This window comes from Tardiphaga robiniae (assembly GCF_001618955.1).
GTDB lineage: Bacteria > Pseudomonadota > Alphaproteobacteria > Rhizobiales > Xanthobacteraceae > Tardiphaga > Tardiphaga robiniae_A.
The window spans coordinates 1-26516 of the sequence record NZ_LVYV01000019.1 but is presented as its reverse complement, the minus strand read 5'-3'; the positions used below and the strand labels follow the sequence as shown (position 1 = coordinate 26516).

The 26516-nt window shown below is 62.9% G+C and carries 23 protein-coding genes and 2 riboswitches; of the genes, 12 read left to right on the top strand and 11 right to left on the bottom strand.

Features of this window, described 5'->3' with window-relative positions; all coding sequences use genetic code 11:
• Nucleotides 1-325 precede the first annotated feature (325 nt).
• Nucleotides 326-1399 carry an NAD(P)-dependent alcohol dehydrogenase gene (locus tag A4A58_RS17450; protein WP_068734367.1) on the top strand — a complete coding sequence of 358 codons (1074 nt, stop codon included), beginning with the start codon at nt 326-328 and terminating at the stop codon, nt 1397-1399.
• Nucleotides 1400-1466: 67 nt separating this feature from the next.
• Here the strand turns inward: A4A58_RS17450 and A4A58_RS17445 are convergent, their stop codons facing one another.
• Complete coding sequence (locus tag A4A58_RS17445; protein ID WP_068734364.1) at nt 1467-2249, bottom strand: SDR family oxidoreductase; 783 nt, start codon at nt 2247-2249, stop codon at nt 1467-1469.
• Nucleotides 2250-2313: 64 nt separating this feature from the next.
• On the opposite strand from A4A58_RS17445, the gene A4A58_RS17440 reads away from it, so the two are divergent.
• Nucleotides 2314-3594, top strand: a complete 1281-nt coding sequence (locus A4A58_RS17440; RefSeq protein WP_244499793.1) for a Zn-dependent hydrolase — start codon at nt 2314-2316, stop codon at nt 3592-3594.
• On the opposite strand, the gene A4A58_RS17435 is transcribed toward A4A58_RS17440, so the two are convergent.
• Nucleotides 3591-5579 (bottom strand): putative bifunctional diguanylate cyclase/phosphodiesterase, encoded by a 1989-nt coding sequence (locus A4A58_RS17435; protein WP_068734363.1) that lies wholly within the window; start codon nt 5577-5579, stop codon nt 3591-3593. The two genes, A4A58_RS17440 and A4A58_RS17435, sit on opposite strands and share 4 nt — an antisense overlap.
• 270 nt (nt 5580-5849) lie before the next feature.
• Here A4A58_RS17435 and A4A58_RS17430 point away from each other — a divergent pair, with 270 nt between their 5' ends.
• Entirely contained in the window at nt 5850-6362 is a 513-nt protein-coding gene (locus A4A58_RS17430) for a tyrosine phosphatase family protein (RefSeq protein WP_068734361.1), read from the top strand.
• Here the strand turns inward: A4A58_RS17430 and cobS are convergent.
• Nucleotides 6355-7119: an adenosylcobinamide-GDP ribazoletransferase gene (cobS, locus tag A4A58_RS17425; RefSeq protein WP_068734359.1), complete on the bottom strand. Its 765-nt coding sequence runs from the start codon at nt 7117-7119 to the stop codon at nt 6355-6357. The genes A4A58_RS17430 and cobS overlap by 8 nt on opposite strands.
• On the bottom strand, nt 7120-8175 hold the full coding sequence (gene cobT, locus A4A58_RS17420) for a nicotinate-nucleotide--dimethylbenzimidazole phosphoribosyltransferase (RefSeq protein ID WP_068734357.1): 1056 nt from the start codon (nt 8173-8175) through the stop codon (nt 7120-7122). It lies immediately after the preceding gene.
• Between the two features lie 99 nt (nt 8176-8274).
• A riboswitch (cobalamin riboswitch) is annotated at nt 8275-8465 on the top strand.
• 109 nt (nt 8466-8574) lie between these two features.
• Here cobT and A4A58_RS17415 point away from each other — a divergent pair.
• The 6 genes from A4A58_RS17415 to A4A58_RS17390 all read left to right on the top strand — a co-directional run bounded on the left by A4A58_RS17415 (nt 8575) and on the right by A4A58_RS17390 (nt 16586).
• The gene (locus tag A4A58_RS17415) at nt 8575-9024 is read left to right on the top strand and encodes a DUF1636 family protein (RefSeq protein WP_068734355.1); all 450 of its coding nucleotides are present in this window, start codon (nt 8575-8577) and stop codon (nt 9022-9024) included.
• The gene (cobU, locus tag A4A58_RS17410) at nt 9021-9551 is read left to right on the top strand and encodes a bifunctional adenosylcobinamide kinase/adenosylcobinamide-phosphate guanylyltransferase (RefSeq protein WP_068734353.1); all 531 of its coding nucleotides are present in this window, start codon (nt 9021-9023) and stop codon (nt 9549-9551) included. Before A4A58_RS17415 ends, cobU begins: the two co-directional genes overlap by 4 nt.
• A complete protein-coding gene (cobW, locus tag A4A58_RS17405; protein ID WP_068734351.1) occupies nt 9552-10565 on the top strand; it encodes a cobalamin biosynthesis protein CobW in 1014 nt (337 codons plus the stop codon).
• A 15-nt stretch (nt 10566-10580) separates the two neighbouring features.
• A complete protein-coding gene (gene cobN / locus A4A58_RS17400) occupies nt 10581-14303 on the top strand; it encodes a cobaltochelatase subunit CobN (RefSeq protein ID WP_068734349.1) in 3723 nt (1240 codons plus the stop codon).
• Nucleotides 14300-14926, top strand: a complete 627-nt coding sequence (cobO, locus tag A4A58_RS17395; protein ID WP_068734347.1) for a cob(I)yrinic acid a,c-diamide adenosyltransferase — start codon at nt 14300-14302, stop codon at nt 14924-14926. The genes cobN and cobO overlap by 4 nt, the downstream gene beginning before the upstream one ends.
• A 172-nt stretch (nt 14927-15098) precedes the next feature.
• On the top strand, nt 15099-16586 hold the full coding sequence (locus A4A58_RS17390; protein ID WP_068734345.1) for a cobyric acid synthase: 1488 nt from the start codon (nt 15099-15101) through the stop codon (nt 16584-16586).
• Here A4A58_RS17390 and cbiB read toward each other — a convergent pair.
• On the bottom strand, nt 16559-17527 hold the full coding sequence (cbiB, locus tag A4A58_RS17385; RefSeq protein WP_068734343.1) for an adenosylcobinamide-phosphate synthase CbiB: 969 nt from the start codon (nt 17525-17527) through the stop codon (nt 16559-16561). The genes A4A58_RS17390 and cbiB overlap by 28 nt on opposite strands.
• Nucleotides 17527-18390, bottom strand: coding sequence for an ABC transporter substrate-binding protein (locus A4A58_RS17380; protein ID WP_068734341.1), 864 nt, complete (start codon nt 18388-18390; stop codon nt 17527-17529). Before A4A58_RS17380 ends, cbiB begins: the two co-directional genes overlap by 1 nt.
• A gap of 9 nt (nt 18391-18399) precedes the next feature.
• On the opposite strand from A4A58_RS17380, the gene cobD reads away from it, so the two are divergent.
• Nucleotides 18400-19386 (top strand): threonine-phosphate decarboxylase CobD, encoded by a 987-nt coding sequence (gene cobD / locus A4A58_RS17375; RefSeq protein ID WP_068734339.1) that lies wholly within the window; start codon nt 18400-18402, stop codon nt 19384-19386.
• Nucleotides 19387-19398: 12 nt separating this feature from the next.
• On the opposite strand, the gene A4A58_RS17370 is transcribed toward cobD, so the two are convergent.
• The 5 genes from A4A58_RS17370 to A4A58_RS17350 all read right to left on the bottom strand — a co-directional run bounded on the left by A4A58_RS17370 (nt 19399) and on the right by A4A58_RS17350 (nt 25565).
• Complete coding sequence (locus tag A4A58_RS17370; protein WP_068734337.1) at nt 19399-20181, bottom strand: ABC transporter ATP-binding protein; 783 nt, start codon at nt 20179-20181, stop codon at nt 19399-19401.
• Complete coding sequence (locus tag A4A58_RS17365; protein ID WP_068734335.1) at nt 20178-21203, bottom strand: FecCD family ABC transporter permease; 1026 nt, start codon at nt 21201-21203, stop codon at nt 20178-20180. Before A4A58_RS17365 ends, A4A58_RS17370 begins: the two co-directional genes overlap by 4 nt.
• Nucleotides 21197-23194 carry a TonB-dependent receptor plug domain-containing protein gene (locus tag A4A58_RS17360; protein ID WP_068734333.1) on the bottom strand — a complete coding sequence of 666 codons (1998 nt, stop codon included), beginning with the start codon at nt 23192-23194 and terminating at the stop codon, nt 21197-21199. The genes A4A58_RS17365 and A4A58_RS17360 overlap by 7 nt, the downstream gene beginning before the upstream one ends.
• Nucleotides 23195-23226: 32 nt before the next feature.
• Nucleotides 23227-23430: riboswitch (cobalamin riboswitch) on the bottom strand.
• Nucleotides 23431-23477: 47 nt separating this feature from the next.
• Nucleotides 23478-24266, bottom strand: coding sequence for an alpha/beta fold hydrolase (locus tag A4A58_RS17355; protein WP_068734331.1), 789 nt, complete (start codon nt 24264-24266; stop codon nt 23478-23480).
• A gap of 3 nt (nt 24267-24269) precedes the next feature.
• A complete protein-coding gene (locus tag A4A58_RS17350) occupies nt 24270-25565 on the bottom strand; it encodes an O-acetylhomoserine aminocarboxypropyltransferase (protein ID WP_068734368.1) in 1296 nt (431 codons plus the stop codon).
• Nucleotides 25566-25702: 137 nt separating this feature from the next.
• On the opposite strand from A4A58_RS17350, the gene A4A58_RS17345 reads away from it, so the two are divergent.
• Nucleotides 25703-25945, top strand: a complete 243-nt coding sequence (locus A4A58_RS17345; RefSeq protein ID WP_068734329.1) for a hypothetical protein — start codon at nt 25703-25705, stop codon at nt 25943-25945.
• A gap of 135 nt (nt 25946-26080) precedes the next feature.
• Complete coding sequence (locus A4A58_RS17340) at nt 26081-26335, top strand: hypothetical protein (RefSeq protein ID WP_158005700.1); 255 nt, start codon at nt 26081-26083, stop codon at nt 26333-26335.
• Nucleotides 26336-26516 lie beyond the last annotated feature (181 nt).

Here is a 26516-nt window from a genome sequence, read left to right as displayed (position 1 = left end):
TCCTTGCGGAAGACCGCATCGCATCAGGCCCAAGGGTGCAACGGGCACCCGGCGTTCCGCACGCCCTCTCACAAGGGGGCGGGAATGCAAGCGACGACGGCGCCCCCGCGCCGCAAACAATGGGGGCGATGACGCATGTCTGAAGCGCAGTGGCTGTTTGACAAATTGAACCAAGAGCAACGCAGAAGCGCGGCTGTGTGTCCGCCACTTCAGAGACATTCAAAAGGCATCGCCACTTGATCCACCTCAATCCTGTCACGGCAAAATGCGCAGATGATTGGCTCATCGCGTCGATCGACGCACCGTCGCAAGCAGGAGCAGGATCATGCCGAAAATGAAGGCTGCGATATTTGTCGAACCGGATCGTATCGTTCTGGATGACAAGCCGATCCCCGACGTCGGCCCGCTCGATGCGTTGATGCGCATCACGACCACCACGATCTGCGGCACCGATGTGCATATCCTCAAGGGTGAATATCCGGTCGCGAAAGGGCTGACCATCGGACACGAGCCGGTTGGTATCATTGAGAAGCTCGGGAGTGCCGTCACCGGCTATCGCGAGGGCCAGCGCGTCATTGCCGGCGCCATTACACCGAGCGGCCACAGTTACGCATGTCTCTGTGGCTGCTCATCGCAGGATGGAGCTGGAACGAAGCACGGCTTCAAGGCCGCCGGCGGCTGGCGGTTCGGCAATACGATCGATGGCGCGCAGGCCGAGTACGTGCTGGTACCCGATGCCATGGTCAATCTCAGTCCGGTGCCCGACGCGTTGACGGATGAGCAGGTGCTGATGTGTCCGGACATCATGTCGACGGGATTTGCCGGCGCCGAGCGCGGCGGCATCAGGATCGGCGACACGGTGGTGGTGTTCGCTCTGGGGCCGATCGGACTCTGCGCCATCGCCGGCGCGAAGCTGATGGGCGCGACCACGATCATCGGTGTCGATACGGTGCCCGCGCGTATCGAGGTCGCCAAACGGCTCGGCGCAGATATGGTCGTCGACTTCAAGAAGGGCGATCCGGTCAAGCAGATCATGGACCTGACCGACGGCCGCGGCGTCGATGTGGCCATCGAAGCGCTCGGTACGCAAGGCACCTTCGAATCGGCACTGCGCGCGCTGCGGCCGGGCGGCACCCTGAGCAGCCTTGGCGTCTATTCGACGGATCTGCAGATTCCCTTGAGCGCCTTTTCGGCGGGCCTCGGCGACAACACGATTGTCACCAGCCTGTGCCCTGGTGGCAAGGAGCGGATGCGACGGCTGATGAACGTCGTCGCCTCCGGCCGCGTCGACCTGACGTCGCTGGTCACGCATCACTACAAACTGGACGATATCGAAAAAGCCTACGATCTGTTCTCGCACCAGCGCGATGGCGTGCTGAAGGTCGCCATCACGCCGTGAAGATCAGGCTTTGAAAAAGGAGAGGCAGCCAGCGCGAAATGCTCCGTGCTGGCTGGGTCTGGCTCGCTCACATCGCCAGAAAACTGCGATTCCAGGTCGGGCTGATCAGCACCTCATTGATACAGACATGCGGCGGCATGCTGGCAATGAAGGCGATGGTCTTGCCGAGATCGTCCGGCTGCAGCATCCGCGCCATCACCTCGTCACTCGGCGGCACCGGACGGTTCTTCATGATGTCAGTGGCGACTTCGCCGGGCGAGAGACAGCAGGCGCGCAAGCCGTTGACGCATTCGTCCATGTTGAAGGAATGGGTCAGCGCCAGCACCGCATGTTTGGTGGCGGTGTAGGCTGGTCCCGTCATCTTGGAGACAATGCGCCCCGCCCATGAGGCGACATTGATGATGCAGCCGTCCTTCTGCGCGCGCATCGCCGGCAGCACCGCGCGCATGCAATACATCACGCCATTGAGATTGATGTCGACGATCTGGTCCCAGCCGTCCTGGGTGACGTCTTCCCAGCTCCGCTTCGGCAGGTTGACGCCGGCGCTGTTCACCAGGAGGTCGATACGGCCATGTTTGGCGAGGATGGCCTGAGCGACCTTGGTGACGTCGTCGGCATTGCTGACATCCAGCGCCATCGCCTCGACCGGCTTGCCACCGGCGTCGAGTTCATCGGCGACGCCCTTCAGGACATCGGCCCGGCGGCCGGAAATGACCACCGTCCAGCCGTCCGCCAGCAGCGCCTGCGCACCCGCTTTGCCGATTCCGGTGCCGCCGCCGGTCACCCATGCGATCCTGGTCTTGCTGCTCACGATTTTCTCCCTGATCGTTTCTTGCTTCTCGATGTCCATCGTCTTGCTTCACGATGGCCAAAGTGTTCAACAATAACCGCGCCGGCGCCAGTGCCGCCAACTCATGAGCCTCATGCCGATCATGCCGACCGATACCAGACCGCCAATCGATCAGAACCGCCTCTGGGACGACCATATGGCGCTGGCCGCCATCACCGATCCCGACAAGCCGTGGACGCGGCGATCGTTCTCGCAGCGCTTCCTCGATGGGCGCGCCTGGCTGCGCGAGCAATTCATTGCCGCTGGCATGACGGTGCGCATGGATGCCGGCGCCAACATGATCGCACGGCTGGGGGGTAGCGTTTCGGGCCTGCCGCCGATCATGCTCGGCTCGCATTCCGACACGGTGCCATCCGGCGGCCGCTTCGATGGCATTTCCGGCATCCTCACGGCGCTGGAGGCTGTGCGTGGGCTGCAGGCCTCTGGTTACGCGCCTCGACATCCGATCGAGATCGTGGATTTTCTCGCCGAAGAACCCAGCGAATACGGCCTGTCATGCGTCGGCAGCCGCGCCATGGTTGGCGAACTTGACGCCAGGATGCTGACTTACACCAATGCAGCAGGTGAAACGCTGGCCGATGCCATCAAGCGCGTCGGCGGCGATCCCGCGGCCATCGCCGCGATGCAGAAACCGGAATTCGTCGGCTATCTCGAATTGCATATCGAGCAGGGCGTCGTGCTGGAAAGCAAGAAGCTCGATCTCGGTCTCGTCACCGGGATCGCCGGCATCACCCGCGTCGAGATCGTGCTGAAGGGCGCCGCCGATCATGCCGGCTCGACGCTGATGGAATATCGCAGGGATGCGAGCCTTCCCGCCGCCGAACTCATGCTGCTGGTCGCGCAGCAAGCCAGCGTTTTTGCTGCGCGCAAGCAGGGGCATTTCGTGGCCACCACGGGGATCCTCGAGATCAGTCCGAACGCCGCCAATGTCGTCCCCGGCGGCGCGCGCATGATCCTCGATATCCGCGCCGAGAAGGCCGCACTGGTCGATGAATTCGTGGCACTGCTCGATCGCGAGAGCCTCGCCATTGCCAGCCGCGCCAAGGTCGAACGCGCGCGTTTCGCGTTGATCTCGCAGAATCCTCCCGCACCTTGCGACGATCATCTGCTCGATGTTCTCGGGCGTAGCGCCGCCAAGCTCGGCTATTCCACGACGCGGCTCGCGTCGGGGGCCGGTCACGATGCTGCTTTCATGTCGCATATCGGCCGCAGCGCGATGCTGTTCATTCCGTCAAAGGACGGCAAGAGCCATTGCCCGGAAGAATGGTCGGAGCCCGAGCAACTGGCCGTCGGTGCGGCGACGTTGTTCGAGGCGGTGCGGCTACTCGACGGACAGAACGACTAGCCGGCAGTGCGTTCGGCCAGCATGCTGAATTGAGCGGAGTCGAGATAATCCCCGACCTGCTCGATGCCCATGGGCTTGGCGAAGAAGTAGCCCTGCATGAAGCGGCAGTGCTCCTTGCGCAGGAAGTCGACCTGTTCGCTGTTCTCGACGCCTTCGACGATGCAGTCGTGACCGAGGCCGTTGCACAGTCCAAGCATGGTACGCAGGATCAGGCGCGCGGCAGAATCCGTCTCGATCTTGCTGATGAAGCTGCGATCGATCTTGACCTTATCCAGCGGCAATTCGCGGATGCAGCTCAGGCTCGAATAGCCGGTGCCGAAATCGTCCAGCGAGATGCGGGCGCCCAGAGCCTTCAGGGCATTCAGCGCTTCGGTCGCTTGCGCGAGATTGCCCATCACGGCCGTCTCGGTAATCTCGAAGTCGATGCGGCTGGCCTTCACCTTGCTTTGCTGGACAACAGCAATGATCTTGAGGATCGACAGGGGAGAGGCGACGTCAACCGCAGAGAGGTTGAACGAAATCCGGACATGCTCCGGCCATGTCGCTGCACCTTCAAGGGCCTTGCGCAGCAGCAACGGTGTCAACTGGCCGATCATGCCTGAGCGCTCGGCGGCGACAATGAAGCTCATCGGCGGAACATTGCCGAGCTCTGGGCTCTTCCAGCGCGCCAGGGCTTCGAAGCTCGCGGGCTGTCGTGTTTCTGCGTCGATAATCGGCTGGTAGGCGATCCACAATTCCCGTTCGAGGTCGGCACTGGCCAGGGCCCGACTCACAGAGGAGGCCTCGCGGATATCGGCTTCGTGTTCTGCAGAAAACCGGACGGCCTTGCCACGCTCGTGCTGCTTGGCAAAGAACAGTGCGTAATCGGCGCGCTCGAACAAATCCTGCGCGGTCCTGGCTGTGTCCGGAAATTCCGCATATCCGATCGAGCAGCTGATGCTTACTGTAATGTCATCAATCTCGAATGGGATGTCGAACAGGTTCTCGATGCTCTCTTCCGCTTCAACAATTGCATCCGGATCGAGAAAATGGTCGCTGAACATGACGAATTCGTCGCCGCCCAGTCTGCCCAGAAACACGTGAGGGGCGAGATGTGCGCGCAGTCTGTCTGCGACTTCGACCAGCAAGCGATCACCCGTGTGGTGCCCGTGGATGTCGTTGATCGGCTTGAAGCCATCAAGATCCAGGATACCGAGCAGCAGGCCGCCGCTACTATGCTCAGCGTTGACAATGCCGCGCTCAAGCTCGGCAAAGAAGTTCCGGCGATTGGGGAGACCGGTGAGGCTGTCGATATTCGAATTCCGGAAATTCTTGTCGCTCAGCACCTGCAGTTCAGCCTGCTTGATACGCAGCGCCTTCTCCGAGTTCACCCGCTTCTCGAAATCGGAGTAATTGCCGAGCAGCATGAAGAGAACGGCCCCGATGACCACGATGAAGTTGAAGGCGATGGAGACAAAAACGACATTGTCGCTGGAGCCGAAAAAGAACGCGAAGGGCACGACAACCAGCGCCATCACGATCAGCGCTGCCGCGCGCAGATGCATGAGGCAGAAGCCGCAGCCGATCGATGTAACGGCCATAAAGAACGCAACGTGGCTTTTGCTATAGGCGTCGCCATAGGGAAACAGGCTGAGGCTCCAGGCAGTGAACGCGACGCCGAGAATGCCTGCAAAGATGATCGAGCCGGTGAGCTTCTCTACGGCCTGGTTGAGTGACAGCGTGGTGTTCCGCGCTCTCAACCAGCTCAGTATCCGGATTACACAGATTGCATCGAATGCAGCAGGGAGATAGACGGTAAGCAGATGTGGCGCAGTACCATAAAAGGTAATTGCAAGTGCCGTCGTGTTGACGACCACCAGCGCATACATCATCGGCACCTGACGGGTGAAGGCAGCGAGTTTCGCCTCTACCAGTTCGGGGTTCTCGCGCGGCACCCGGAAGATCGTCCCGATTTGTGATGCCGCCATTTCGAAGTAGTTCAGCATCGTACCGTCCTGGACTCTGCACCGGTGAGTTAGATACCTATCGCAACTTCTTTAAGATTGGCCTGCCTCGGTTGTCTAAAGTTCGAGCGAGTAACCAATTGTTCTGATTGGTGCATTTTCTTCTGTTTACGATGCTGCGGTGCGAAAAGGTCGGGGGTGGTATTAAGAAACCGACCTTGCATCAGCGACATCGCAGCGGCATGAGGTTGAAGAAGGTCCATTCGCCGCAGGTGAGAGGAAGGATATGGCAACAGCGAGCAGGGTGTTCGAATGATCTATGTGAGTTCACTCGGTGGCCTTGTTGCTGTGGCAGATTCGCTGCCGTCCTTCGATTTGCTGACACTTCTGTCGCCCGCAGCGAGCGAGCGCGACTGGAGCGGGTTGGCGCGTGAGCGTCATGTGGAGCTGACCTTTCACGATATCGTCGAAGTGACGCCGGACCTGATCGTGCCCGATGCCGAAGTTGTGGATGCCATTCTTGAGTTCGGCCGTGGCAGCATTGCAGAGCGGCCGATGCTCATTCACTGTTGGGCCGGTATCAGCCGTTCCAGCGCTGCGGCTTACGCAATCGCCTGCGATCGCAATCCCGGCTATGAGACCGCGATTGCAGATGAGTTACGCAAACGTTCGCCCTATGTGACTCCGAACAGATTGATGGTGCAGCTCGCCGATAAACAATTACGCCGCGAAGGCCGCATGGTCGAAGCGATCGCACGCATCGGCCGCGGCGCGGATGCGTTTGAGGGCGAACCCTATCAACTGCCGTTGAACTGGCCTATTTGATCAGGGCCGAGACGCCGAGTAGAAATCCGATCTCGAATAGTTGCTCGACGGCACCGAGCACATCGCCGGTGTAACCGCCGACCAGACGGCGCGACCAGAGCGTGAGTAGGGCTGCAAGGGCTGCGCCGAGCAGAAGACCCGCAACAAGCGAGGCCACCGAGACAAGCGCGAGCGGGATCGATGCGAGTGCGACGACGATGAGCGCAAAGATCAATTCGTCGGGCCGCACCGGTGCGTCGGCGTAGGAGACCTTCATCGTATTGGTGTCGCCACTATAGGGCAGGCGGTTCATCACGAAGGCCGGCATGGCGCGCGCTGCGGCATGAACGGCAAGGAGCGCTGCCGCGCCGGCCCACACAGGTAATGTTGCCAGCGCCGCGATACGAAGTGCCGTGCCAAGGCCAAGTGCCAGCGCACCATAAGTGCCGATGCGGCTGTCCTTCATGATGGCAAGGCGCTTCTCGATGGTCCAGCCGCCGCCGAAACTGTCGGCCGTATCGGCAAGGCCGTCTTCATGCAGTGCGCTGGTAAGGGCAATGCTTGTCGTGATCGCCAGCAGCGCGGCAATCAGCGGTGACCAGAATTCGCCGGCGACGAGAAATACAATTGCAGATGCGGCGCCAATGCCGGCGCCAACCACTGGAAAATACTTCATCGCACGTGCAAGCCAGTCAGGCTGTGTTGCGTCGGCAGATGCTGGCACCGGCAGCACCGTCAGAAAACGGATCGCATTCAGCAGATGTGGATCCAGCCTCATCTAGATCTTTCCGGCCAGAACATCGTCGAGACTGGCGACGTCGGTCAGCATGCGCGCGGCGGCGCGGACCAGCGGTACGGCCAGCAGCGCGCCGGTGCCTTCACCGAGTCGCAAGCCGAGATCGAGTAGCGGCTTGGCATCGAGCGCGTGGAGCACGATGTCGTGTCCGCGCTCGGCCGAGCGATGCGCGAACACGCAGTAGTCGCGTGCAGCCGGGCACAGACGAATGGCGAGCAATGCCGCGGCGCTGGAGATGAAGCCGTCGATGATCACCGGGCGCCGTTGTGATGCTGCGCCGAGGATCGCGCCGGCCATGCCGGCAATCTCGAGCCCGCCGAATTCGGCAAGCACATCCAGCGGCGCAGTTGCATCACTGCGCGCCGCCGCCTTCGTGATCGTCGCGCGCTTGCGCGCCATGCCGGCGTCATCCTGCCCGGCGCCCACGCCGATACAATCATCCAGTGGCGCCGGTGCGAGCCGATGAACCACCAATGCCGAGGAAGCCGTATTGCCAATTCCCATCTCGCCGAGCGCGATGATGTCGGCGCCGGCCTTGATCTCGCCGACGGCGATCCGGTAGCCGCGCGATAGTGCGTCCGCCGCTTGCTCTGCCGTCATCGCGGGTTCGCGCGCAGCGTTAGCTGTACCCATGCGGACCTTGGCGTCGATCAGCTTCGGATGGACAGGCAGTTCCGCAGCGACGCCGATGTCGATCACGCGGACGTCGATGTCGTTGGCCGTGGCAAATGCATTGGCCGTAGCGCGACCGGCGAGATAGGTCATCACCATCGCAACCGTAACCGCCGATGGATATTGCGACACGCCTTCGGCCACGAGTCCGTGATCTCCGGCGAACACCAGCAGCACCGCATTGTCACCGCGCGGCTCGCCGGGATGCCGGATCATGCCGAGTTGCAGCGCCAGATCCTCGATTCGTCCCAGCGACCCTGGCGGCTTGGCCTTGCCGTCGATGACGGCACGGATGCCTGCCGCGATCTGCGGGTCAACAGGCGCAATGGCGGGCGGCTGCCACAAGGGCTGGGAATGGGCGGACATAGGGTTCCTTTTCGCGGCCTAACTGACGCAAGACGACCTGCAAGGTCAACAGGTCCGGGCGACAGTCCGTTGGCGCGGTTGACCCCGGCGCACCCGGCAGATAGCGTCTTTTGCGATGGTCCTTCCGCGTGGAAGGTGAATAGGGAAGCCGGTTTGAGGCCGGCGCTGCCCCCGCAACTGTAAGCGACGAGCCCGCGCCGGTGCCACTGGGAATTCTTCAGAATTCTTGGGAAGGCGGCAACAGGCTTTGACTCGCAAGCCAGGAGACCTGCCATCACGAACTGTGCTTTGGAGGCGTCGTCGGGGCGGGGTGCACCGGACGGGAGCGAACCGACGGCCATGCTGTCGGCGCGATCCAACAAAGCTCGTGGCCTCAAGTGGGCGTGAACTGAGCATGTGATGGATCACGACAACGCTGATATCTCTGGCGAGCAGATTCCGATCGAACCGCTGCGCCCTGTGCCGGCTGGTCCCGTTATCGTGAGCGTTTGCATCAGCTGTAAGTCCGCCGATACCGGCACGATCGTCGGGCCAGACATGCTCGATGCCGTGAAGGCCGCACTTGGCGACGGCGATGCCGCGGTGATGGTGCGTCCGGTGCAGTGCCTCAGCGTTTGCAAGCGGCCGGCGACGGTCGCGGTGACGAGCCCCGATGGCTATACATTCCTGTTCGGTGATCTGCAGACCGACAGTGGCAGCGCGGCGCTGATCTCCTTCGTAGAGTCTTATCAACGGGCCGACTACGGCCTCGTGCCATGGCGTGAACGCGCCGAGGTGTTACGCAAGGGCATGGTCGCGCGCGTGCCGCCGTTACGTTGGTCGCCTGAAGACGGGCGTGCTCCGAAATGACCGCGGCCTCCACAACGCTGGTGCTGGGCGGTGCGCGGTCCGGCAAGTCGACTTTCGCCGAGAGGCTGGTCGATGGCATCGGCCTGACGAAAATCTATCTGGCCACCGCAACGGCCGGCGACGACGAAATGCACGTCCGCGTCGCGCAGCATCGCAGGCAGCGCGGCGAAGGCTGGATCACCGTGGAAGAGCCGCTGACACTGGTCGATGCCCTGACGCGCGAGGCCACGGTCGGGCGTGTCGTGCTGGTGGATTGCCTGACACTGTGGCTGTCGAACCTGATGTTCGCCGAGCGCGATCCAGAGATTGAAGCGAAGCGCCTCGTGCGCTTCCTCGATGTCTCGCGCTATCCAATCGTGTTCGTGTCCAACGAAGTCGGCCTCGGCCTTGTGCCGGAGACGCCACTCGGACGCGCGTTTCGCGATGCGCAGGGCCGCCTCAACCAGATCATCGCGGCCGCCGTGCCGAATGTTGCTTTCATCGCTGCCGGGCTTCCGCTCTGGCTCAAGCGTTCCCAGGAGAATTGAATGTCCCGCGTTCCCGTTACCGTCCTCACCGGATTTCTCGGCGCCGGCAAGACCACGCTGCTGCGCTCGCTGCTGACACAGGCCGATGGCCGCCGCATCGCCGTGATCGTCAATGAATTCGGCGATGCCGGCTTCGATGGCGGTCTCGTCGAGGAATGCGCGGCGAAAGCCTGCGCGCCCGGCGATATTGTCGAGCTTACCAATGGCTGCATCTGCTGCACCGTCGCCGACGACTTCGTGCCGACGATGGATAAGCTGCTGTCGCGCGAGCGTCCGCTCGATGCCATCGTCATCGAGACCTCAGGCCTAGCACTGCCGCAGCCGCTGCTGAAGGCCTTCGCCTGGCCGGCGGTGAAGACCCGCGCCACCGTCGATGGCGTCGTCACCGTCGTCGATGCGCTGGCACTGTCCGAGGGCCGTGTCACGCTAGATGAGGATGCGGTCGCCGAACAGCGCGCCAGGGACGAGGGCATCGAACACGACGACCCGATCGAGGAAGTGTTCGAGGATCAGCTTGCCTGTGCCGACCTCGTGGTGCTGTCGAAAAGCGATCTCGTCGCTCCAGAGAAGCTCGCCGAGATCGAAGCCAAGCTGAAGGCCGTGCTGCGTCCGGGTGTCAGCATTGTGCGCTCCAGGGGTGATCTCGCACCGTCGGTGCTGATTGGGCTCAACGCCGCCGCCGAAGACGACATGGCCGCCCGCGTTGGTCATCACGGTGAAGAGGAAGAACACGACCATGACGACTTCGACAGCATCGTCGTCAAACCCACCGCTGCTGCGAGCATCGACGCGATGCGCGCACGCATCAGCGACGCGCTCGGCCTCGACGGTGTCCTCCGTGTGAAGGGCCATGCCCGCATCGCCGATAAATCCGCTCCGATCGTCGTGCAGGCCGTCGGCGCCCGCGTTGAACTCGCCTTCGCCCGGCCGGACGTGACGCAGGCCGAGCATCTGGTGGTCATCGGCCTCAAGGGATTCGACGGCGACGCCGTGCGAAGGGCACTCGCCGGGTAACGCAGGTTCACCCGCATGCATCTGAAGCTCGATACCTCCGGCAGTATTGACGACGGCGACGTCGCCCGCGATCTCGGGCAGGACACTGCCGATATCGTCGTGCTGTCGGCGGCTGACAGTGATCTGGCGGCGTTCAATGCGGCGCATGCGACACTGCCGGGTGATTTCCCCAGCGTGCGGTTCACTAACATGCTGGCGCTCGGTCATCCTGCGTCGGTCGATCTCTATGTCGAGCGCACGCTGGCCAAGGCAAAGATCGTGGTGCTGCGCATGCTCGGCGGCATCAGCTATTGGCCCCATGGCGTCGAGAGCCTGCGCAGCGACGCGCTGAGCCGCGGTAGCAAGTTCGCCTGCCTGCCCGGCGAGATGGACTGGAATGCCGAACTGGCCGCCCGCGGCACGGTCAGCAGCGACGAAACCCATGCGTTGTGGCGCTATTGCAGCGAGGGCGGCGTCGACAACGCGCAGCTGGCACTGCGCTATGCCGCGCATCTGATCGGTCACGGCGAGGAGCCGCCTGTTGCGCGGCCGATGCCTTCGGCCGGCTTCTGGCCGGGTGAACCCGCGGGAGATAGCCGGCCGAATGCGATTGTGATCTTCTACCGCGCGCTGGTGGCCGGCGGCGATACTGCGGCAATCGATGCATTGCATCTGTCGCTCGACGCGCGCGGCCTCAACGCGGTCTGCCTCTACGTCACCAGCCTGAAGGATGAGCGCTCGGCCGCATTCCTGCGCGCCGCGCTCGCGGCTTACCCGCCCGATATCATCATCAACGCGACGGCCTTCGCTACCGCGACCGCGCATGACGATGCCGGCGTGCTGTCGGCGTCAGGCTGCCCGATCCTGCAGGTCGCCCAGGCCGGAATTTCACGCGCCAGCTGGGAAGCATCGACTCGTGGCCTGACGCCGCGCGATCTGGCGATGCATGTGGTGCTGCCGGAAGTCGATGGGCGCATCTTCGCCAATGCCATCGCCTTCAAGGAACGCGGCACCAGCGACGGCGGCTTCGCGCCGACGACGCTGCAGCCGGTGCAGGATCGCGTCGATGCGACCGCTGATCTGGCGCGTGCCTGGGTCCGCTTGCGTCGTTCGTCAGCGAGCGAACGTCGCGTCGCACTGATCCTTGCGAATTATCCCAACCGCGATGGCCGTCTCGCTAACGGCGTTGGTCTCGATACGCCGCAGAGCCTGATCGATGTGATCGCCGCTATGGCTGAGGCCGGATACGTCACGGGTGATACGCCCGATACGACAGCCGCGATGATGCAGCTGTTGCAGCAAGGGCCGACCAATGCGCTCGCTGATCGCGCGGAGCGAAGCGGTGGCGTGACATGGTCGCTGGCCGACTATCACACGGCTTTTGCGACACTCTCGACCAATGTACAGACCGCGATCGAGGCACGCTGGGGCAAAGCCGAGAACGATCCGCATGTCGTCGACGGCGCCTTCCGTCTCGGCTTGCATCGCTTCGGCAATATCACCGTCGGTGTGCAGCCGGCACGCGGTTACAATATCGATCCCAAGAGCACCTATCACGATCCCGATCTGGTGCCGCCGCATCACTATCTCGCCTTTTATCTCTGGCTGCGCCGCGACTTTGATACCCATGCAGTGGTGCATCTCGGCAAGCACGGCAATCTCGAATGGCTGCCGGGGAAAAGCGCAGGCCTGTCGGCCGATTGCCTGCCGGATGCCGTACTCGGTCCGCTGCCGCATCTCTATCCGTTTATCGTCAACGATCCCGGCGAGGGCATTCAGGCCAAGCGCCGTGCCGCGGCCGTGATCATCGATCACCTGACACCGCCGATGACACGAGCCGAACTGCATGACGATCTGGCGCGGCTGGAGAACCTGGTCGACGAATATGCTATGGCGACCGATCTCGATCCCAAGCGCGCTGCCGTCATCGCCGAGGACATTCTGTCGCTCGCCCGCGCGCAGCAGATCGATGCCGACGTCAATGTAACCCGCGACACACCGACCGGCGAGGCGCTGCGCGCGCTCGACGCCCATCTCTGCGATCTTAAGGAGATGCAGATTCGCGACGGACTGCACATCTTTGGCCGCGTGCCCGAGGACGCGCAGCGCAATGATCTCCTGGTGTCCATCGCGCGCCTGCCGCGCTCCGACATCAAGCCGCAGGATGCGTCACTGCATCGCGCACTGGCTGCCGATCTCGGTCTTGGCGCGTTCGATCCGCTAACCCGCGATATGGCCGATGACTATCTCGGCCCGCGCCCCGGTGTTCTTGTCGATGTCAGCGATGCAGTGTGGCGCACCACAGGTGATACCGTCGAACGGATCGAAGGGCTGGCGCTGCAACTGGTCTCCGGCAAGCTGTCCTGCGATCCCGCTTGGACGCGCGTCACCGATGTACTTCACTGGATCAATGCGAAACTACGACCCGCCATCGATGCCTGCGGTGGCGCGGAGACGGCCGCATTTCTCAAGGGCCTCGACGGCCAGTTCGTGCGGCCTGGTCCATCTGGCGCGCCAACACGTGGACGCCCCGATGTGTTGCCCACCGGGCGTAACTTCTTCGCGGTCGATGTCCGCGCGGTGCCAACGCCATCCGCATGGCGCATCGGACAACTTACGGCAGAACGGCTCGTCGAATCCTATTGGCAGGAGGCCGGCGAATGGCCGCGCGCGATTGCGCTGTCGGCCTGGGGCACCGCCAATATGCGCACCGGCGGTGACGATGTGGCGCAGGCGCTGGCGCTGATCGGCGCGCGCCCGTTATGGGAGGAAACCTCCGGCCGTGTCACCGGCTTTGCTATTACGCCGCTGTCCGAGCTGAAGCGCCCGCGCGTCGATGTGACTTTCCGTGTCTCCGGCCTGTTCCGCGATGCGTTCCCGACCCAGATGGATATCATCGGCTCTGCTGTGAGCGCCGTTGCCGAACTCGATGAGCCCGATGAGGCCAATCCCATCGCCGCCAATGTCCGCGCGCGTGCCCGTACGCTCGAAGCCGGCGGCATGACCTGCGAGATTGCGCGGCGGCAGGCAACGCGCCGCGTGTTCGGTTCCAAGCCCGGCGCTTATGGCGCAGGACTGCAGGCGCTGATGGATGAAGGCGGCTGGAGCAATCGTGCCGACATTTCCGAGGTCTATCTCGATTGGGGCGGCTATGCCTATGGCAGTGGAACCGATGGCGAGGACGCGCGAGGCGAATTTGCCGAACGGCTGAAAGGCATCGATCTCGTTGCGCAAGCGCAGGACAATCGCGAGCACGACATTCTGGATTCCGACGACTATTACCAGTTCATCGGCGGCCTCGCAGCGACGGTGCAGACGCTGCGTGGCTCGGCGCCGCGCATCGCCCATATCGACACCTCGCGTCCCGAAGCGCCGATCGCGCGGCCGCTGGCGCATGAGATCTCGCGCGTGGTGCGCGGCCGCGGCGCCAATCCGAAATGGATCGCCGGCGTCATGCGCCACGGCTACAAAGGCGCGTTCGAGATCGCGGCCACGGTTGATTATCTGTTCGGTTTCGCGGCCTCCACCAATGCGGTCGCCAATCACCATTTCGATCAGCTGTTCGCCTCCTATTTGGAAAATGACGAGGTTCGCAGCTTTATGGCATCTGCCAACCCCGCGGCGCTGCGCGAGACGGCGGCGCGCTTTGCCGAAGCTATTCGCCGGGATCTGTGGAAGCCGCGTTCCAACCGCGCTGCCGATCTGATCGCCGAACTTCTGCCGCAGGCACACAAAGAGATCGCAAAGGAAATCGCATGACCGAACTCGCCCACGACGATGAAGAAAATGCCCGCCACAAGATCAAGGCCGCCAAGCACAAGGCCGCCAAGGACAAGATCATGGCGACAAAGGTCGGTGAGAAAGGCCTCTTGATCGTCCATACCGGCACCGGCAAGGGCAAGACCTCGGCGGCGCTGGGCATGGTGTTCCGCCATATCGGACACGGCTATCCGGTCGGCATCGTGCAGTTCACCAAGTCGCCGGAATGGGACACCGGCGAAGCGCGTCTGCTGAAGACCTTCCCGGATCTCGTCACGCTGCACATTATGGGCGAGGGCTTCACCTGGATCACCCAGGATCGTGAACGCGACATTGCTGCCGCGACCGCTGGCTGGGAGCGCGCCAAGGAAATGATCCGCGATGACCGCCATCGTCTGGTGCTGCTCGACGAACTCAATATCGTGCTGCGCTATGACTATCTCGATCTCAACGAGGTGCTGACCTTCCTGCGCGACGAGAAGCCGGCCGACAAGCACGTGGTCATTACCGGCCGGAACGCCAAGCCCGAGCTGATCGAGATGGCCGATCTGGTCACCGAGATGACGCTGATCAAGCATCCGTTCCGGGCTGGTATCAAGGGTCAGAAGGGCATCGAGTTTTGACGGGGAGGCGCGACCAATTTCTCCGTCTGTCATCCCCGCGAAAGCGGGGATGCATAGCCTCTGTCGAAGCAATGGAAACGGCAGAGCAGTGGCTGCAACGATCACTTATCTCTGATGTGTTTATGGATCCCCGCTTTCGCGGGGATGACATGCTGAGAGGCTGGAGCGCAGCATGAACCTCATCACGCCCGCGCTGATGATCCAGGCGACCGGCTCCAATGCCGGCAAGTCGACGATCGTCGCTGGCCTCGCGCGGGCATTGGTGCGGCGTGGCTTGAAGGTGGCACCGTTCAAGCCACAGAACATGTCGAACAATGCGGCTGTCGCGGTCGATGGCGGCGAGATCGGCCGCGCGCAAGCGGTGCAGGCGCGCGCCGCCAAGCTGCCGCCGAGTGTGCACATGAATCCGGTATTGCTGAAGCCGGAGACCGATACTGGTGCGCAGGTGATCGTGCAGGGCAAGCGCTGGGGCACGCTGCGGGCGAAGAACTATCTGGAGAAGAAAGCTACACTCCTACCCGCGGTGCTTGAAAGCTTTTCGCTGCTCGCCGATCAGGCGGACATCGTTCTCGTCGAAGGCGCCGGCAGCCCTGCTGAGATCAATCTGCGCGCCGGCGACATCGCCAATATGGGTTTTGCAACTGCAGCCAATATTCCCGTCGTGCTCGCCGGCGATATCGATCGTGGCGGCGTCATTGCGAGCGTGGCCGGCACGCATCTCGTACTGGAGCCCGAGGAGCGCGGGCGCATCCACGGCTTCATCGTCAACAAGTTTCGTGGCGATCCCAGCCTGTTCGACAACGGCCTCACGGCAATCACGCGGCTGACCGGCTGGCCATCCATTGGCGTGTTGCCATGGCTGCCGCAGGCGGCGTTCCTGCCGGCCGAAGACGCCGTCGATCTCGATCGCACCCACGCCTCGTCATCGACGCGTATCATTGCGGTACCCGTGCTAGCGCGGATCGCCAATTTCGACGATCTCGATCCGCTCGGTATGGAGCCAGGTGTGAAGCTCGTCTTCGTGCGCCCTGGCGAAGCCATTCCGGGCAATGCCGATGTGGTCATTCTGCCAGGCAGCAAGTCCACCATCGGCGATCTCGCTTTCCTGCGTGCGCAGGGCTGGGATATCGACATCAAGGCACATGTCCGCCGTGGTGGACATGTGCTCGGCCTTTGCGGCGGCTATCAGATGCTAGGCAGCACGATTGCTGACCCAGATGGTGTTGATGGCTCGCCGGGTACCGTCGATGGCCTTGGGCTCCTTGATATCGCGACGCTGATGAGCGCGGATAAATCCACCACACTGGTATTCGGCACGCATTGTGCGACGGGTGCCGCGATCGAAGGCTATGAGATCCATCTCGGCCGCAGCGAAGGTGGCGACTGCGCACGGCCACTGCTGATGATCGATGGGCACCCCGATGGTGCCGCTTCAGTCGATGGACGCGTGCAGGGCACTTACGTGCATGGCCTGTTCACCGGCGATGCGTTCCGCAAGGCATGGCTGGCCAATCTCGGCATTGCATCCTCGCTGGCCTACGATGCGCAGATCGAAGCCGCGCTCGATGCGCTGGCCGATCACTGCGAAAAACATCTCGATATCGATCGGCTGATCGAGATTGCTCGCAGCCGTCAGAGCAGCAGCGCCAGCGCGGCATAGATTGCAGCCTGCAAGACGCAAGCTGTGACGAACACGCGAAGTGCCCGGCCGATGTCGTCGAGCGCTGCCGCTCGGCCTTCGGCATTGAGATAGGGATCGTTGACAGCGCCCTCGGCGTAGACGCGTGGTCCAGCTATTGCGATCCCCAGTGCACCGGCCATGGCGCTTTCGGGCCAGCCGGCATTGGGCGAGCGATGCCTGGAGGCGTCGCGCATCATGATCCTCAATGATGCGACGATCGATCCGCGCACGATCGGGGCAACGATCGCGACGAGCAATCCTGATAGCCGTGCCGGGATCAAGTTTACAAGATCGTCGAGCCGCGCAGCCGCCCAGCCAAAATCGATATAGAGCGTGCTGCGATGACCGATCATGGAGTCCGCAGTATTGATGGCCTTGTAGGCGATCAGGCCAGGCAATCCCAGCAGCGCCAGCCAGAACACCGGCGCCACGATGCCGTCGGAGAAATTCTCGGCAGTGGACTCGATCGCCGCGCGCGCCACGCCGGCTTCGTCGAGTCGTTCAGGATCGCGCCCAACGATCATCGCGACGGCCTGTCGCGCCGCCGGCAATCCACCCTCGGTGAAAGCGCGACGCACGCGGGCCACATGCTGATACAGGCTGCGTTGCGCAATCAGTGTCGAGGCAATCAGGGCTTCGATTGCAAAGCCGATCCAGTTGTCGTTGAGGAGATCGGCGAGCACGCCGCCGACAAGCATTGCGAAACTGACCAGCACGATGACGGTGATCACACCAGCCAGCTTACGCTGCCGACGCGACCAGCTCTCGGGGTTGAGCCGGCGTTCCAGCCGGCCGATGCCGTTGCCGATCCAGACCACGGGATGCGGTGCGCGGCGCCACAGCCAGTCGGGATCGCCGATCACGGCATCGAGCAGCAGCGCCGCGACCACCAGCAGGAGCGCGTCGCCATGCACCAGCATCAGGGCGCCACGCGGCTGATTTCGGCAGCCAATCGGTCGAGTGCCTCCACCATGGTCGGACCGCCGCAGGCGGTGAGGCGCTCGGGCAGCACCAGTCGCTTCGACGCCGGATAGAATTTCTCCAGTGCGGGATGCAGCAGGAAGGCGCGGCCTTCGTCTTCGGCGAAATCGGTACTGTCGGTGACCAGCAGCAGATCGGGCCTCAGCGTGACGATTGCCTCCAGCGAGGCGAAGCCGCCAGCCTTGAGGCCGAGTTCGCCGCCGGCATTGCGCAGGCCGACGGCCGAGAGCAGCGACGTCGTGAGATTCTCGCCGCCGGACACCCAGCCGCGCCGCGACACCGCCAGCACCCGCAACGGCTTGCGCTGTACGGCGGCATGGGCCTGCGCGATAGCACTATCGAGTTTCGCTATTTCGGCTTCAGCACGCTCCGGATGCTTGACCAGCGCGCCCATCTGGCGGAGCTGTTTCTTGACGTCGTCGAGCGAGCGGGCAGGATCGAATTCGGTGACCTTCAGTCCCTTGTCCTTCAGGAGTTCGCGGGTCGCGCGCTTGGTGAAGCGGCCGGCGACAACGACATCCGGCTTCAGCGCCAGCACGTCCTCGGCCTCGCCGGACAGCAGGCGGAACGCCGTTGCCTTGTCCTTGTCCCATGAGCGGAACGGATCGCGCGCATAGGGGCTGAGGCCCAAAATCTGCTCGGGATCGGCGAGGGTGACGAGCAGTTGATCGGTACAGAGATTGATCGAGGCGATGCGTGGCTGCTCCGCAGCACTGGCCTGCAGCGGCGCCCATGCGAGCAGCGCGAGCGTCGCAGCCGCGAGCGGCCAAAGCCTCTCGCGCTTCGCCCGATATGATGGCATGACACAGGCATGAAACATGGTGGCGATCTCACGCAGGCGATGGCGGAATTCGGCGGCGCGCCGGACCAATGGCTCGATCTCTCGACCGGGATCAATCCATGGCCGTGGCCCATTCCTGCCAACCTGCCGAGCTATCTTTGGGAACGCTTGCCGACGCGCGCTGACGAACAGTCGTTGCTGTCCGCCGCGCGCAGCGCTTACCACGTGCCCGATAACGTCGATGTCGTTGCCGCTGCCGGTACGCAGGCGCTGATCCAGTGGCTGCCGCATCTCGCCGCGCCTGGCGCCGTTGCCATCGTCGGGCCGACCTATAACGAGCATGTCGCGGCTTGGCGTGCCGGCGGACATGAGGTTGGCGTGATCGGCAGCCTCAGTGCGCTGCCGGACCACGCCAAGCATGTGGTGATCGTCAATCCCAACAATCCCGACGGGCGTGTCGCCATGCGCGACGAGCTCGCTGATGTTGCGGCGATCCTGCAACGGCGCGGCGGCTGGCTGGTGATCGATGAGGCCTTCGCCGATGTCGATCCCGCGATCAGCGCTGTCGATCTGTGCGCGACACTGCCGGTGGTGATCCTGCGCTCGTTTGGTAAGTTCTACGGCCTCGCGGGTCTGCGTCTCGGCTTCGCGCTCGCGGCGCCGCTGATCGCGCAGCGTATCGCGACTGCCATCGGTCCATGGGCCTGTTCCGGACCGGCGCAGGTCATCGGCGCGGCCGCTTTGCGCGACGAGCGCTGGGCTACGCAGACTCGCGTCGCGCTGGTCGCACAGGGCATCAAGCTCGACAACGTATTGGCCGATGCCGGTTTCGAGATTGTCGGCGGCACGCCGCTGTTCAGGCTGGCGCGACATGTCGACGCCTTGAAATGGCATGCCGCATTGGCCCGGCAGCAGATCTGGTGTCGCCGCTTCGACTGGAGCCATGAGCTGCTGCGGTTCGGCCTGCCGCCCGACGCTGTCGCGCTGAGCCGGCTTGCTTCTGCGCTGGCGAAATAGCCGCCACATCGCTCAGACTCCCGCCCAGGGCAGGATGATCGTTTCGTTCCGGTGTTCGGCGCGATAGGCGCTGATGCGGAACACATTGGCGACGATGTCATCGGACAGCGCCTGTTGCGGCGAACCTTGGGCCGCGAGACGTCCTTCGGACATCACCAGTACCGTATCGGCAAAGCGCGCGGCGAGGCCGAGATCGTGGGTCACCACGATCACCAGCACGCCGCTGTTAGCGACATCGCGCAGATTTTTCATGACGTCGATCTGGTAGCGTGGATCGAGCGATGCGGTCGGCTCATCCGCCAGCACGATCGGCGCCTCGACCGCAAGGACACGCGCCAGTGCGACACGGCTGCGCTCGCCGCCCGAAAGTTCGGTGACGCGGCGATCGGCAAAGGCGACGATGTCGGTGGCCTGCATGGCACGCTCGACGGCAGCCTTGTCTGACGATGTCAGTCGCGCCGGATCGGTCGCGCCATGCGGATAGCGGCCGAGGGCGACGACGTCCTTCACGTCGAGGGGCCAGTGTACGACATGGCCTTGCGGCAGATAGCCGAAGCGCTTTGCGCGCTCGCGTAGCGGCAAGGACGCCAGTGTATCGCCGGCGACATGGATCGCGCCGGTGGACGACTGCAATCCTGCCAATGCGCGCAGCAGCGTCGTCTTGCCGGCGCCGTTCGGGCCAACCAGGGCGACGAGATGCCGGGCGCTCAGCGAGAGCGAGACATCGTGCAGCACCTCGCGCCCGGAGAGCGTGACGCTCAGATTGCTCGCGGTCAGCAGCGCCTGATCGCTCATGCGACGCCTCCGCCCAGAGCGCGCCGCTCGCGCATGATGAGATAGAGGAAGAACGGCACGCCGATGATCGAGGTCAGCACGCCGACCTTGATGTCGGTGGTCGACGGGATCAGGCGCACGGCAATATCTGCGGCGAGCAACAGCGCGGAGCCGGTCAGCGCGCTCGGAATCAGCAGTCGTGCAGGATCATGACCGATGATCGGGCGCATCAGATGCGGTGCAATGAGGCCGATGAAGCCGATCGTGCCTGTGACAGCGACAGCGCCGCCAACGCCGAGCGCGACGCCGAGGATCACCAGCAGGCGCAGCCGGCTGACATTGACGCCGAGGCTCTGCGCGGTCTCTTCGCCGAGGCTCAGTGCACGGAAGGCCGAACGCTGGCTCATCAGGATGATTGCGCCGGCGACAATGAACGGCAGCGCCAGCGTGACGTGGCGGAAGCTGCGGTCTTCCAGCGAGCCGAGCAGCCAGAACGCGATCTCAAGTGCGGCGAAGGGATTGGGCGACAGGTTCATCACCAGCGCCGTCGCGGCACCTGCGAGACTTGAGATCGCAAGCCCCGCGAGGATCAGTAGCAGCAGACCGGCATTGCGGCCGGCGATACCAAGCAGCACGAACACCGACAGGAATGCCATCGTGATGCCAGCAACCGGTAAGGCCCATGAGCGCACATCGGCCCAGCCGAGCGAGATCATCAGCACCGCGCCGAAGGCGGCCGATTGCGGTGCGCCGAACAGGGATGGCGAGGCGAGGGGGTTGCGCAGCAAGCCCTGCAGCGCGGCACCGGACAGGCCGAGGATCGCGCCGATGGCCAGCGCGAGGATCGCGCGTGGCAGACGGATTTCGCGCACGATGATCTGCTGCACGTCGCTGCCGCCGCCGAACAATGCATCGAGCACCGTCAGCGGCGATAGTTTGACAGGTCCCGTGCCGAGCGAGCCCAGTGCCAGCAACGTCACGAGACCGACGAGCGCCAGTGTGGCGATCGCCCGGCGCCGTGCTGCTGGCGCTATGCTCACCATGTGGCGTTGAAGCCTGCGTAAACCGCAGGTCCCGTGGTGCCGAAGTTCAGCACTTCCTGGTAATGTTCATTCAGGATGTTCTCGCCGCGGGCGAAGACCTTCCAGTTCGCATCGATCTTGTATTCGGTATAGAGATCGACGCGGGTATAGGCATCCACCTGACCGACCTGATTGGCGCTGCTGAAGCGCTTCGACACCGTGGTAACGCGCGGCTCGATCATCCACTTGTCGGTCGGCGTGATCGTGAGTGCGAAGCGGGCGAAGTTCTTCGGCCGCCGTGCCAGCACTGTATCATTGCCGAGATCTTGCGCGTGCAGGTAGGTGTAGGCCGCGTTGAACTTCATCAGGCCCGGAATAACGTCCACATTGGCGCCAACTTCGATGCCGTTGGTCTCTGCCTTTGCGACGTTGATGTAGCAGCCTGTGGTTTGGGCAACGGGACACGAACCGGGGCTTCCCGTCGGCGTCACGAAGTTGATCAGATTGCTGTAGTCGTTCGAGAAGCCCGTCAGCGAGACCACCACGCGGCCGTTGAAAAGGCTCTGATCGACGCCGGCGTCGTAGCCGAAGCTTTGCTCCGGGCTGAGCGTCGGCGTGCCGTTTGCCGTTGAATACAGCTGGAACAGTGTCGGTGCCTTGGCGCCGGTACCTGCGCTGGCGTGGAACTTGGTGCCGGTTTCTGCAATCGTATAGGCGGCCGTGGCACGCCATGTCTCGAAGCGCCCGACATCCACGACGTCGTCCACGCGGCTGCCCAATGTGATGTTGAGACGTTCGCCTACGGGGACCGACCACAGCGCGAAGACCGAATTGGTATCTTGGCGTTTCGCCAGCGCGGGTGTGATAGCGGCCGGTATCGGCAGGATGGCGGTCGTGTAGGTCTTGGCTGTCTCGCTCTGCGTCTTGGCGCCGTAGATCAGCGAGCCAAATGCGCCGAGCTTCAGGTTTGCCTGATATTCTGCGCCGAGGCTGTCACCATTGTAGTCGAGAATATTGGCCGTGGTGTTCTGCGGCAGCATGTTGGTGCGATAGGTTACGTCGTAGTTCGAACGCTCGGTATGCGTGTTCGACACGGTGACATTATGCGTGAGAATGCCGCCGAAGGAATCCAGTGAGGCGCGGCCGTAAACGGTTTGAAGCAGGCGCGTGACATTTGAAGGCGTGTCGGGAAGCTGCACAGCTCTCGACGTCGGACTGAAAGTGCCGTCATAGGCGGCTCGGGTGAAGGATGACACGAAGCCGGATTCCAGCCGGATGCCTTCGCCGGCATCGTAGCCGATCCTAGCCGATCCGCCGACGCGATCAAAGCCATCGCGTTCGAGATTGGGGTATAGCGCTTCAAACTGAGGGATGCGATAGCCGAAGCGCGAGAAGCCGTTGCTGTGCTGACCGCCGCCGGTGAAGGCATAAGACCACGGACCGTCGGATCCGGTCAGCGATCCCTGCGTCGTGACAGTGCCGTAGCTGCCGGTTTCGGTGCGCACATTGACCTGTGCGGGGCCGGAGCCCTTCTTGGTAATGATATTGATCACGCCGCCCATGGCGTCGGATCCATAGAGCGCGCTCTGCGGCCCCTTCAAGACTTCGATGCGTTCCATGGCCGAAGGCGTGAACATGGCGAATTCGAAATCGCCTGATGCAGCCGTGGGATCGTTGACGCGGATGCCGTCGATCATCACCAGCGTTTGGCCGGTATTGCCGCCGCGCAGGCGGACATTGGTGGTGCCGCCAGGGCCGCCGGTTTCGGTAATGTCGAGACCGGGCACGGTGCGCAGCGCATCGACCAGCGAGCCGGGATTGCTGGTCGCAATGGTCTCGCCCGACACCACGCTGATCGAACTGCCAGTGCGATTGAGTTGTTCGGGTGCTCTGTCCGCCGTCACCACGATTTCGGAGAGCTGCTCGGCACCGGACTGCGCATGCGCAGCACTGTGGGAGCAAGACAGAACAACAACGGCCGCAGTGCCTGCGGCCAAATTCCGGATAGTCATTTAACCCCTTCCGTCGACCCACCGTCGAACGAGTGTGAAACTCGTTACCGGCCGGTCTCCTGGCTCGCGGTGGTCTCCCGGTCCGCCTTCCCGAATCTGCGATGCAAATTCAGTGGCTTTGTGGACCCGGAATGGCCGCTTACAGTTGCGGGGGCAGCCGCGGCATAAGGGATATCTCCCCGCACCGCATTCCCGTTTCACCTCCTTGCAGAGGCACCGATAACTAGGAGGACAGGAAGCACAGCGCGCAGCGCGGTGCAACAGCGATCGAAGAGTTCTAGATTTATTGCTCCACCTGTAGCGCTGCGAGCACGTCGTCGGGACGTTCGACCATCATCATGTGGCCTGTGCCGGGCAGAATCACCGTGCGGGCGTTTTTCAATGCGGCCGCGAGAGCCTTGCCGGCCTTGGCGGGAGTCATCATGTCCCGCTCGCCGAGGATGAGCGTGACAGGGATTTCAAGCTGGGCCGCAGCAGTCAGCGCATTCTGGTATGTATTGCAGGCGTTGAGATCGGCGAACAGCACGCCCGGCTTTGTGGCTTCGAGCACGCGCTGGGCACCGCTATGCATCCACAACCCCGGCGCGAGGCTGCCGCCGAGTTCGGCGCGAAAGCCGAGCCCCCAGATCGACACCATGTCGATGGCGGAATGCTGATTGGCTTCGGCGTCCTTGAGCAGATCCGGACCGACGGTCATCGTTCCTGCCGCGCCCATCAGATCGAGGCGGGTGACTTTGTCGGGATGGCGTGCTGCGGTTTCCAGCGCGATCAGTGAACCCATGGAATGGCCGATCAGCCGCGCGCTCTTTGCGCCCGCAGCGTCGATCACTGCCGCGGTCCAGTCGGCGAGATCGGCGATGGTGGTGAGTGCTTCACCCTTTGAGCGACCGTGGCCGGGCAGATCCGGTGCCAGCACCGCAAAGCCATGATGTGCGAACCAGCGCGTATGCAGTGCCCAGGTCGAGTGATCGAAGCCGGCGCCATGGATCATCACGACGACCGGGAGCGCCGCATCAAATGTGCGGCCGCCATTCGCGATATAGGTCTCGTGACCGTTGACGGTGAGTTGCATCGCTCAGCCCTTCTGCGAAATGCGCAGCGCCTGCGCGAGGTCATCGATGATGTCATCGGCGGCTTCGATGCCGACGGAGAGGCGGATCAGCTCCTCGCCGATGCCGGCGGCCTTGAGCTGCTCGGCGTCCATCTGCTGATGCGTGGTGCTTCCGGGATGAATGACCAGCGTCTTGGCATCGCCGACATTGGCGAGATGGCTGGTCAGCTTCAGCGCCTCGATGAATTTGCGCCCGGCATTGCGGCCACCCTTGATGCCGAAGGAGACGATGGAGCCGGCGCCGCGCGGCAGCAGGCGTTTTGCCAGCGCATAGTCCGGATGATTCTCCAGCGACGGATGTAGCACCCAGTCGACCGCCTTGTTGGCCGTGAGCGCTGCGAGCACCGCATGCGTATTGGCCACATGGCGCTCCATGCGAATGCCCAGTGTCTCGACGCCTTGCAGCAGCTGGAACGCATTGGTCGGCGAGAGACACGCGCCGAAATCGCGCAGGCCTTCGGTGCGGGCGCGCATGATGAAGGCGGCATTGCCGAACTGCTCGTCGAAGACAATGCCGTGATAACCGGCATAGGGTTCGGTCAGCTGCGGGAATTTGCCGGAGGCGTGCCAGTCGAAGCGGCCACCATCGACGATGACGCCGCCGATGGCGATGCCGTGGCCGCCGATCCATTTGGTAGCCGAGTTCATCACGATATCGGCGCCAAGCTCGATCGGCCGCGACAGGAATGGCGTCGCGAAGGTGTTGTCGATCAGCAGCGGGATCTTCGCGGCATGCGCGATCTCGGCGACGGCGGGTATGTCGAGCACTTCGAGGCCGGGATTGCCGATGGTCTCGCCGATGATCAGTCTGGTGTTGGGCTTGATCGCAGATTTGAAAGCGTCGAGGTCGCGCGGCTTGACGAATGTCGTGGTAATGCCGAAGCGGGGCAGCGTGTGCGCCAGCAAGTTGATGGTGCCGCCATAGAGCGAGGACGACGCCACAATGTGATCGCCGGCATTGAGCAATGTCGCTATGGCGAGATGCAGTGCCGCCATGCCTGACGCGGTGCACACGGCGCCGACGCCGTTCTCAAGTGCGGCGAGGCGCTCTTCCAGCACCGCCGTCGTTGGATTCGAGATGCGCGTATAGATGTGGCCGGCGCGTTCGAGATTGAACAGCGCAGCAGCGTGATCCGAGTCCTGGAACACATAGGATGTGGTCTGGTAGATCGGCACTGCCCGCGCGCCGGTGATCGCGTCCGGATGCTGGCCGGCATGCAGACTCAGCGTTTCGAAAGCAGGCGGTTTGGGTGCTGGCATGGTGATTTCATCCCTGGACGCGATTTGCGACATCTATGGCACGAATCGGATGCGAGTGTGAGTCGGCGATATTTCAACTGATGGAACGAAATGCGGAGCGGCGACTTATACGAGGTCGATCACGCGGGAGAGTTATCATGAAGAAATTGCTGCTTTGCACTGCGGTTGCGGGTCTCGCGTTTTCATCGGTTGCGGCCGAGGCGAAAGGCTGTATCAAAGGCGCGATCATTGGCGGAATCGCCGGCCACTATGCGGGACATGGCAAGGTCGGCGTCGTTGCGGGGTGCGTGATCGGACGCCACGAGGCCAATAAGGCCGATGCGGAACGGGCGCAGAAGGCGCAGCATCCACAGCCGCCGAACGAGAATGGTCGCATCTAGATCGGCGTTGTTCTCGACGCTGGACGATGTTGCTAAAATTTGATGGACTAGACCGGTTCAGTAGAGCCTCACCCTCATCAGGTTGGGGTTCTTTTCGTCTCTGTACGATACCGGACGAGATTGGGCGTAGACGTGGTGCTGCATCGGGATGTGTTTTGGCTCGGCAAACAATGGGCCGTCACCGGCTATGGAATTCAGGCTGTCAGCCAGAAGTACAACATGAAGTTCGATATCGAGGTATCGCAGATCTGGAACGAGGATCTGGATGCCTTGATGCGCGATGAGCCATGGTTCGATGCGGCGGATTTTGCACAGGCCGTCGATCGTGCGCGGCAGCGTGCGGCAGAAGCACCGCTGACGTTCAAGCCACCGCTGAGTGACGAGCGTTAAGACGCCGCGCGTTATATTCTCTTCCGTTCGAATTTTCAAACAGCCACGTCTTCGCATTCTCGCGGCGCTTTCGCGTCCGAGCTATGAACATTCCTTCCCGCCCCCTTGTGAGAGGGCGTGCGGAACGCCGGGTGCCCGATGCACCCTTGGGCCTGATGCCGATGCGGTCTTCCGCAAGGGG

Coding starts and splice junctions, on each gene's coding strand:
- A4A58_RS17450 (WP_068734367.1), top strand. CDS start 326: ATGCCGAAAATGAAGGCTGCGATATTTGTCGAACCGGATCGTATCGTT.
- A4A58_RS17445 (WP_068734364.1), bottom strand. CDS start 2,249: ATGGACATCGAGAAGCAAGAAACGATCAGGGAGAAAATCGTGAGCAGC.
- A4A58_RS17440 (WP_244499793.1), top strand. CDS start 2,314: ATGAGCCTCATGCCGATCATGCCGACCGATACCAGACCGCCAATCGAT.
- A4A58_RS17435 (WP_068734363.1), bottom strand. CDS start 5,579: ATGCTGAACTACTTCGAAATGGCGGCATCACAAATCGGGACGATCTTC.
- A4A58_RS17430 (WP_068734361.1), top strand. CDS start 5,850: ATGATCTATGTGAGTTCACTCGGTGGCCTTGTTGCTGTGGCAGATTCG.
- cobS (WP_068734359.1), bottom strand. CDS start 7,119: ATGAGGCTGGATCCACATCTGCTGAATGCGATCCGTTTTCTGACGGTG.
- cobT (WP_068734357.1), bottom strand. CDS start 8,175: ATGTCCGCCCATTCCCAGCCCTTGTGGCAGCCGCCCGCCATTGCGCCT.
- A4A58_RS17415 (WP_068734355.1), top strand. CDS start 8,575: ATGGATCACGACAACGCTGATATCTCTGGCGAGCAGATTCCGATCGAA.
- cobU (WP_068734353.1), top strand. CDS start 9,021: ATGACCGCGGCCTCCACAACGCTGGTGCTGGGCGGTGCGCGGTCCGGC.
- cobW (WP_068734351.1), top strand. CDS start 9,552: ATGTCCCGCGTTCCCGTTACCGTCCTCACCGGATTTCTCGGCGCCGGC.
- cobN (WP_068734349.1), top strand. CDS start 10,581: ATGCATCTGAAGCTCGATACCTCCGGCAGTATTGACGACGGCGACGTC.
- cobO (WP_068734347.1), top strand. CDS start 14,300: ATGACCGAACTCGCCCACGACGATGAAGAAAATGCCCGCCACAAGATC.
- A4A58_RS17390 (WP_068734345.1), top strand. CDS start 15,099: ATGAACCTCATCACGCCCGCGCTGATGATCCAGGCGACCGGCTCCAAT.
- cbiB (WP_068734343.1), bottom strand. CDS start 17,527: ATGCTGGTGCATGGCGACGCGCTCCTGCTGGTGGTCGCGGCGCTGCTG.
- A4A58_RS17380 (WP_068734341.1), bottom strand. CDS start 18,390: ATGCCATCATATCGGGCGAAGCGCGAGAGGCTTTGGCCGCTCGCGGCT.
- cobD (WP_068734339.1), top strand. CDS start 18,400: ATGAAACATGGTGGCGATCTCACGCAGGCGATGGCGGAATTCGGCGGC.
- A4A58_RS17370 (WP_068734337.1), bottom strand. CDS start 20,181: ATGAGCGATCAGGCGCTGCTGACCGCGAGCAATCTGAGCGTCACGCTC.
- A4A58_RS17365 (WP_068734335.1), bottom strand. CDS start 21,203: ATGGTGAGCATAGCGCCAGCAGCACGGCGCCGGGCGATCGCCACACTG.
- A4A58_RS17360 (WP_068734333.1), bottom strand. CDS start 23,194: ATGACTATCCGGAATTTGGCCGCAGGCACTGCGGCCGTTGTTGTTCTG.
- A4A58_RS17355 (WP_068734331.1), bottom strand. CDS start 24,266: ATGCAACTCACCGTCAACGGTCACGAGACCTATATCGCGAATGGCGGC.
- A4A58_RS17350 (WP_068734368.1), bottom strand. CDS start 25,565: ATGCCAGCACCCAAACCGCCTGCTTTCGAAACGCTGAGTCTGCATGCC.
- A4A58_RS17345 (WP_068734329.1), top strand. CDS start 25,703: ATGAAGAAATTGCTGCTTTGCACTGCGGTTGCGGGTCTCGCGTTTTCA.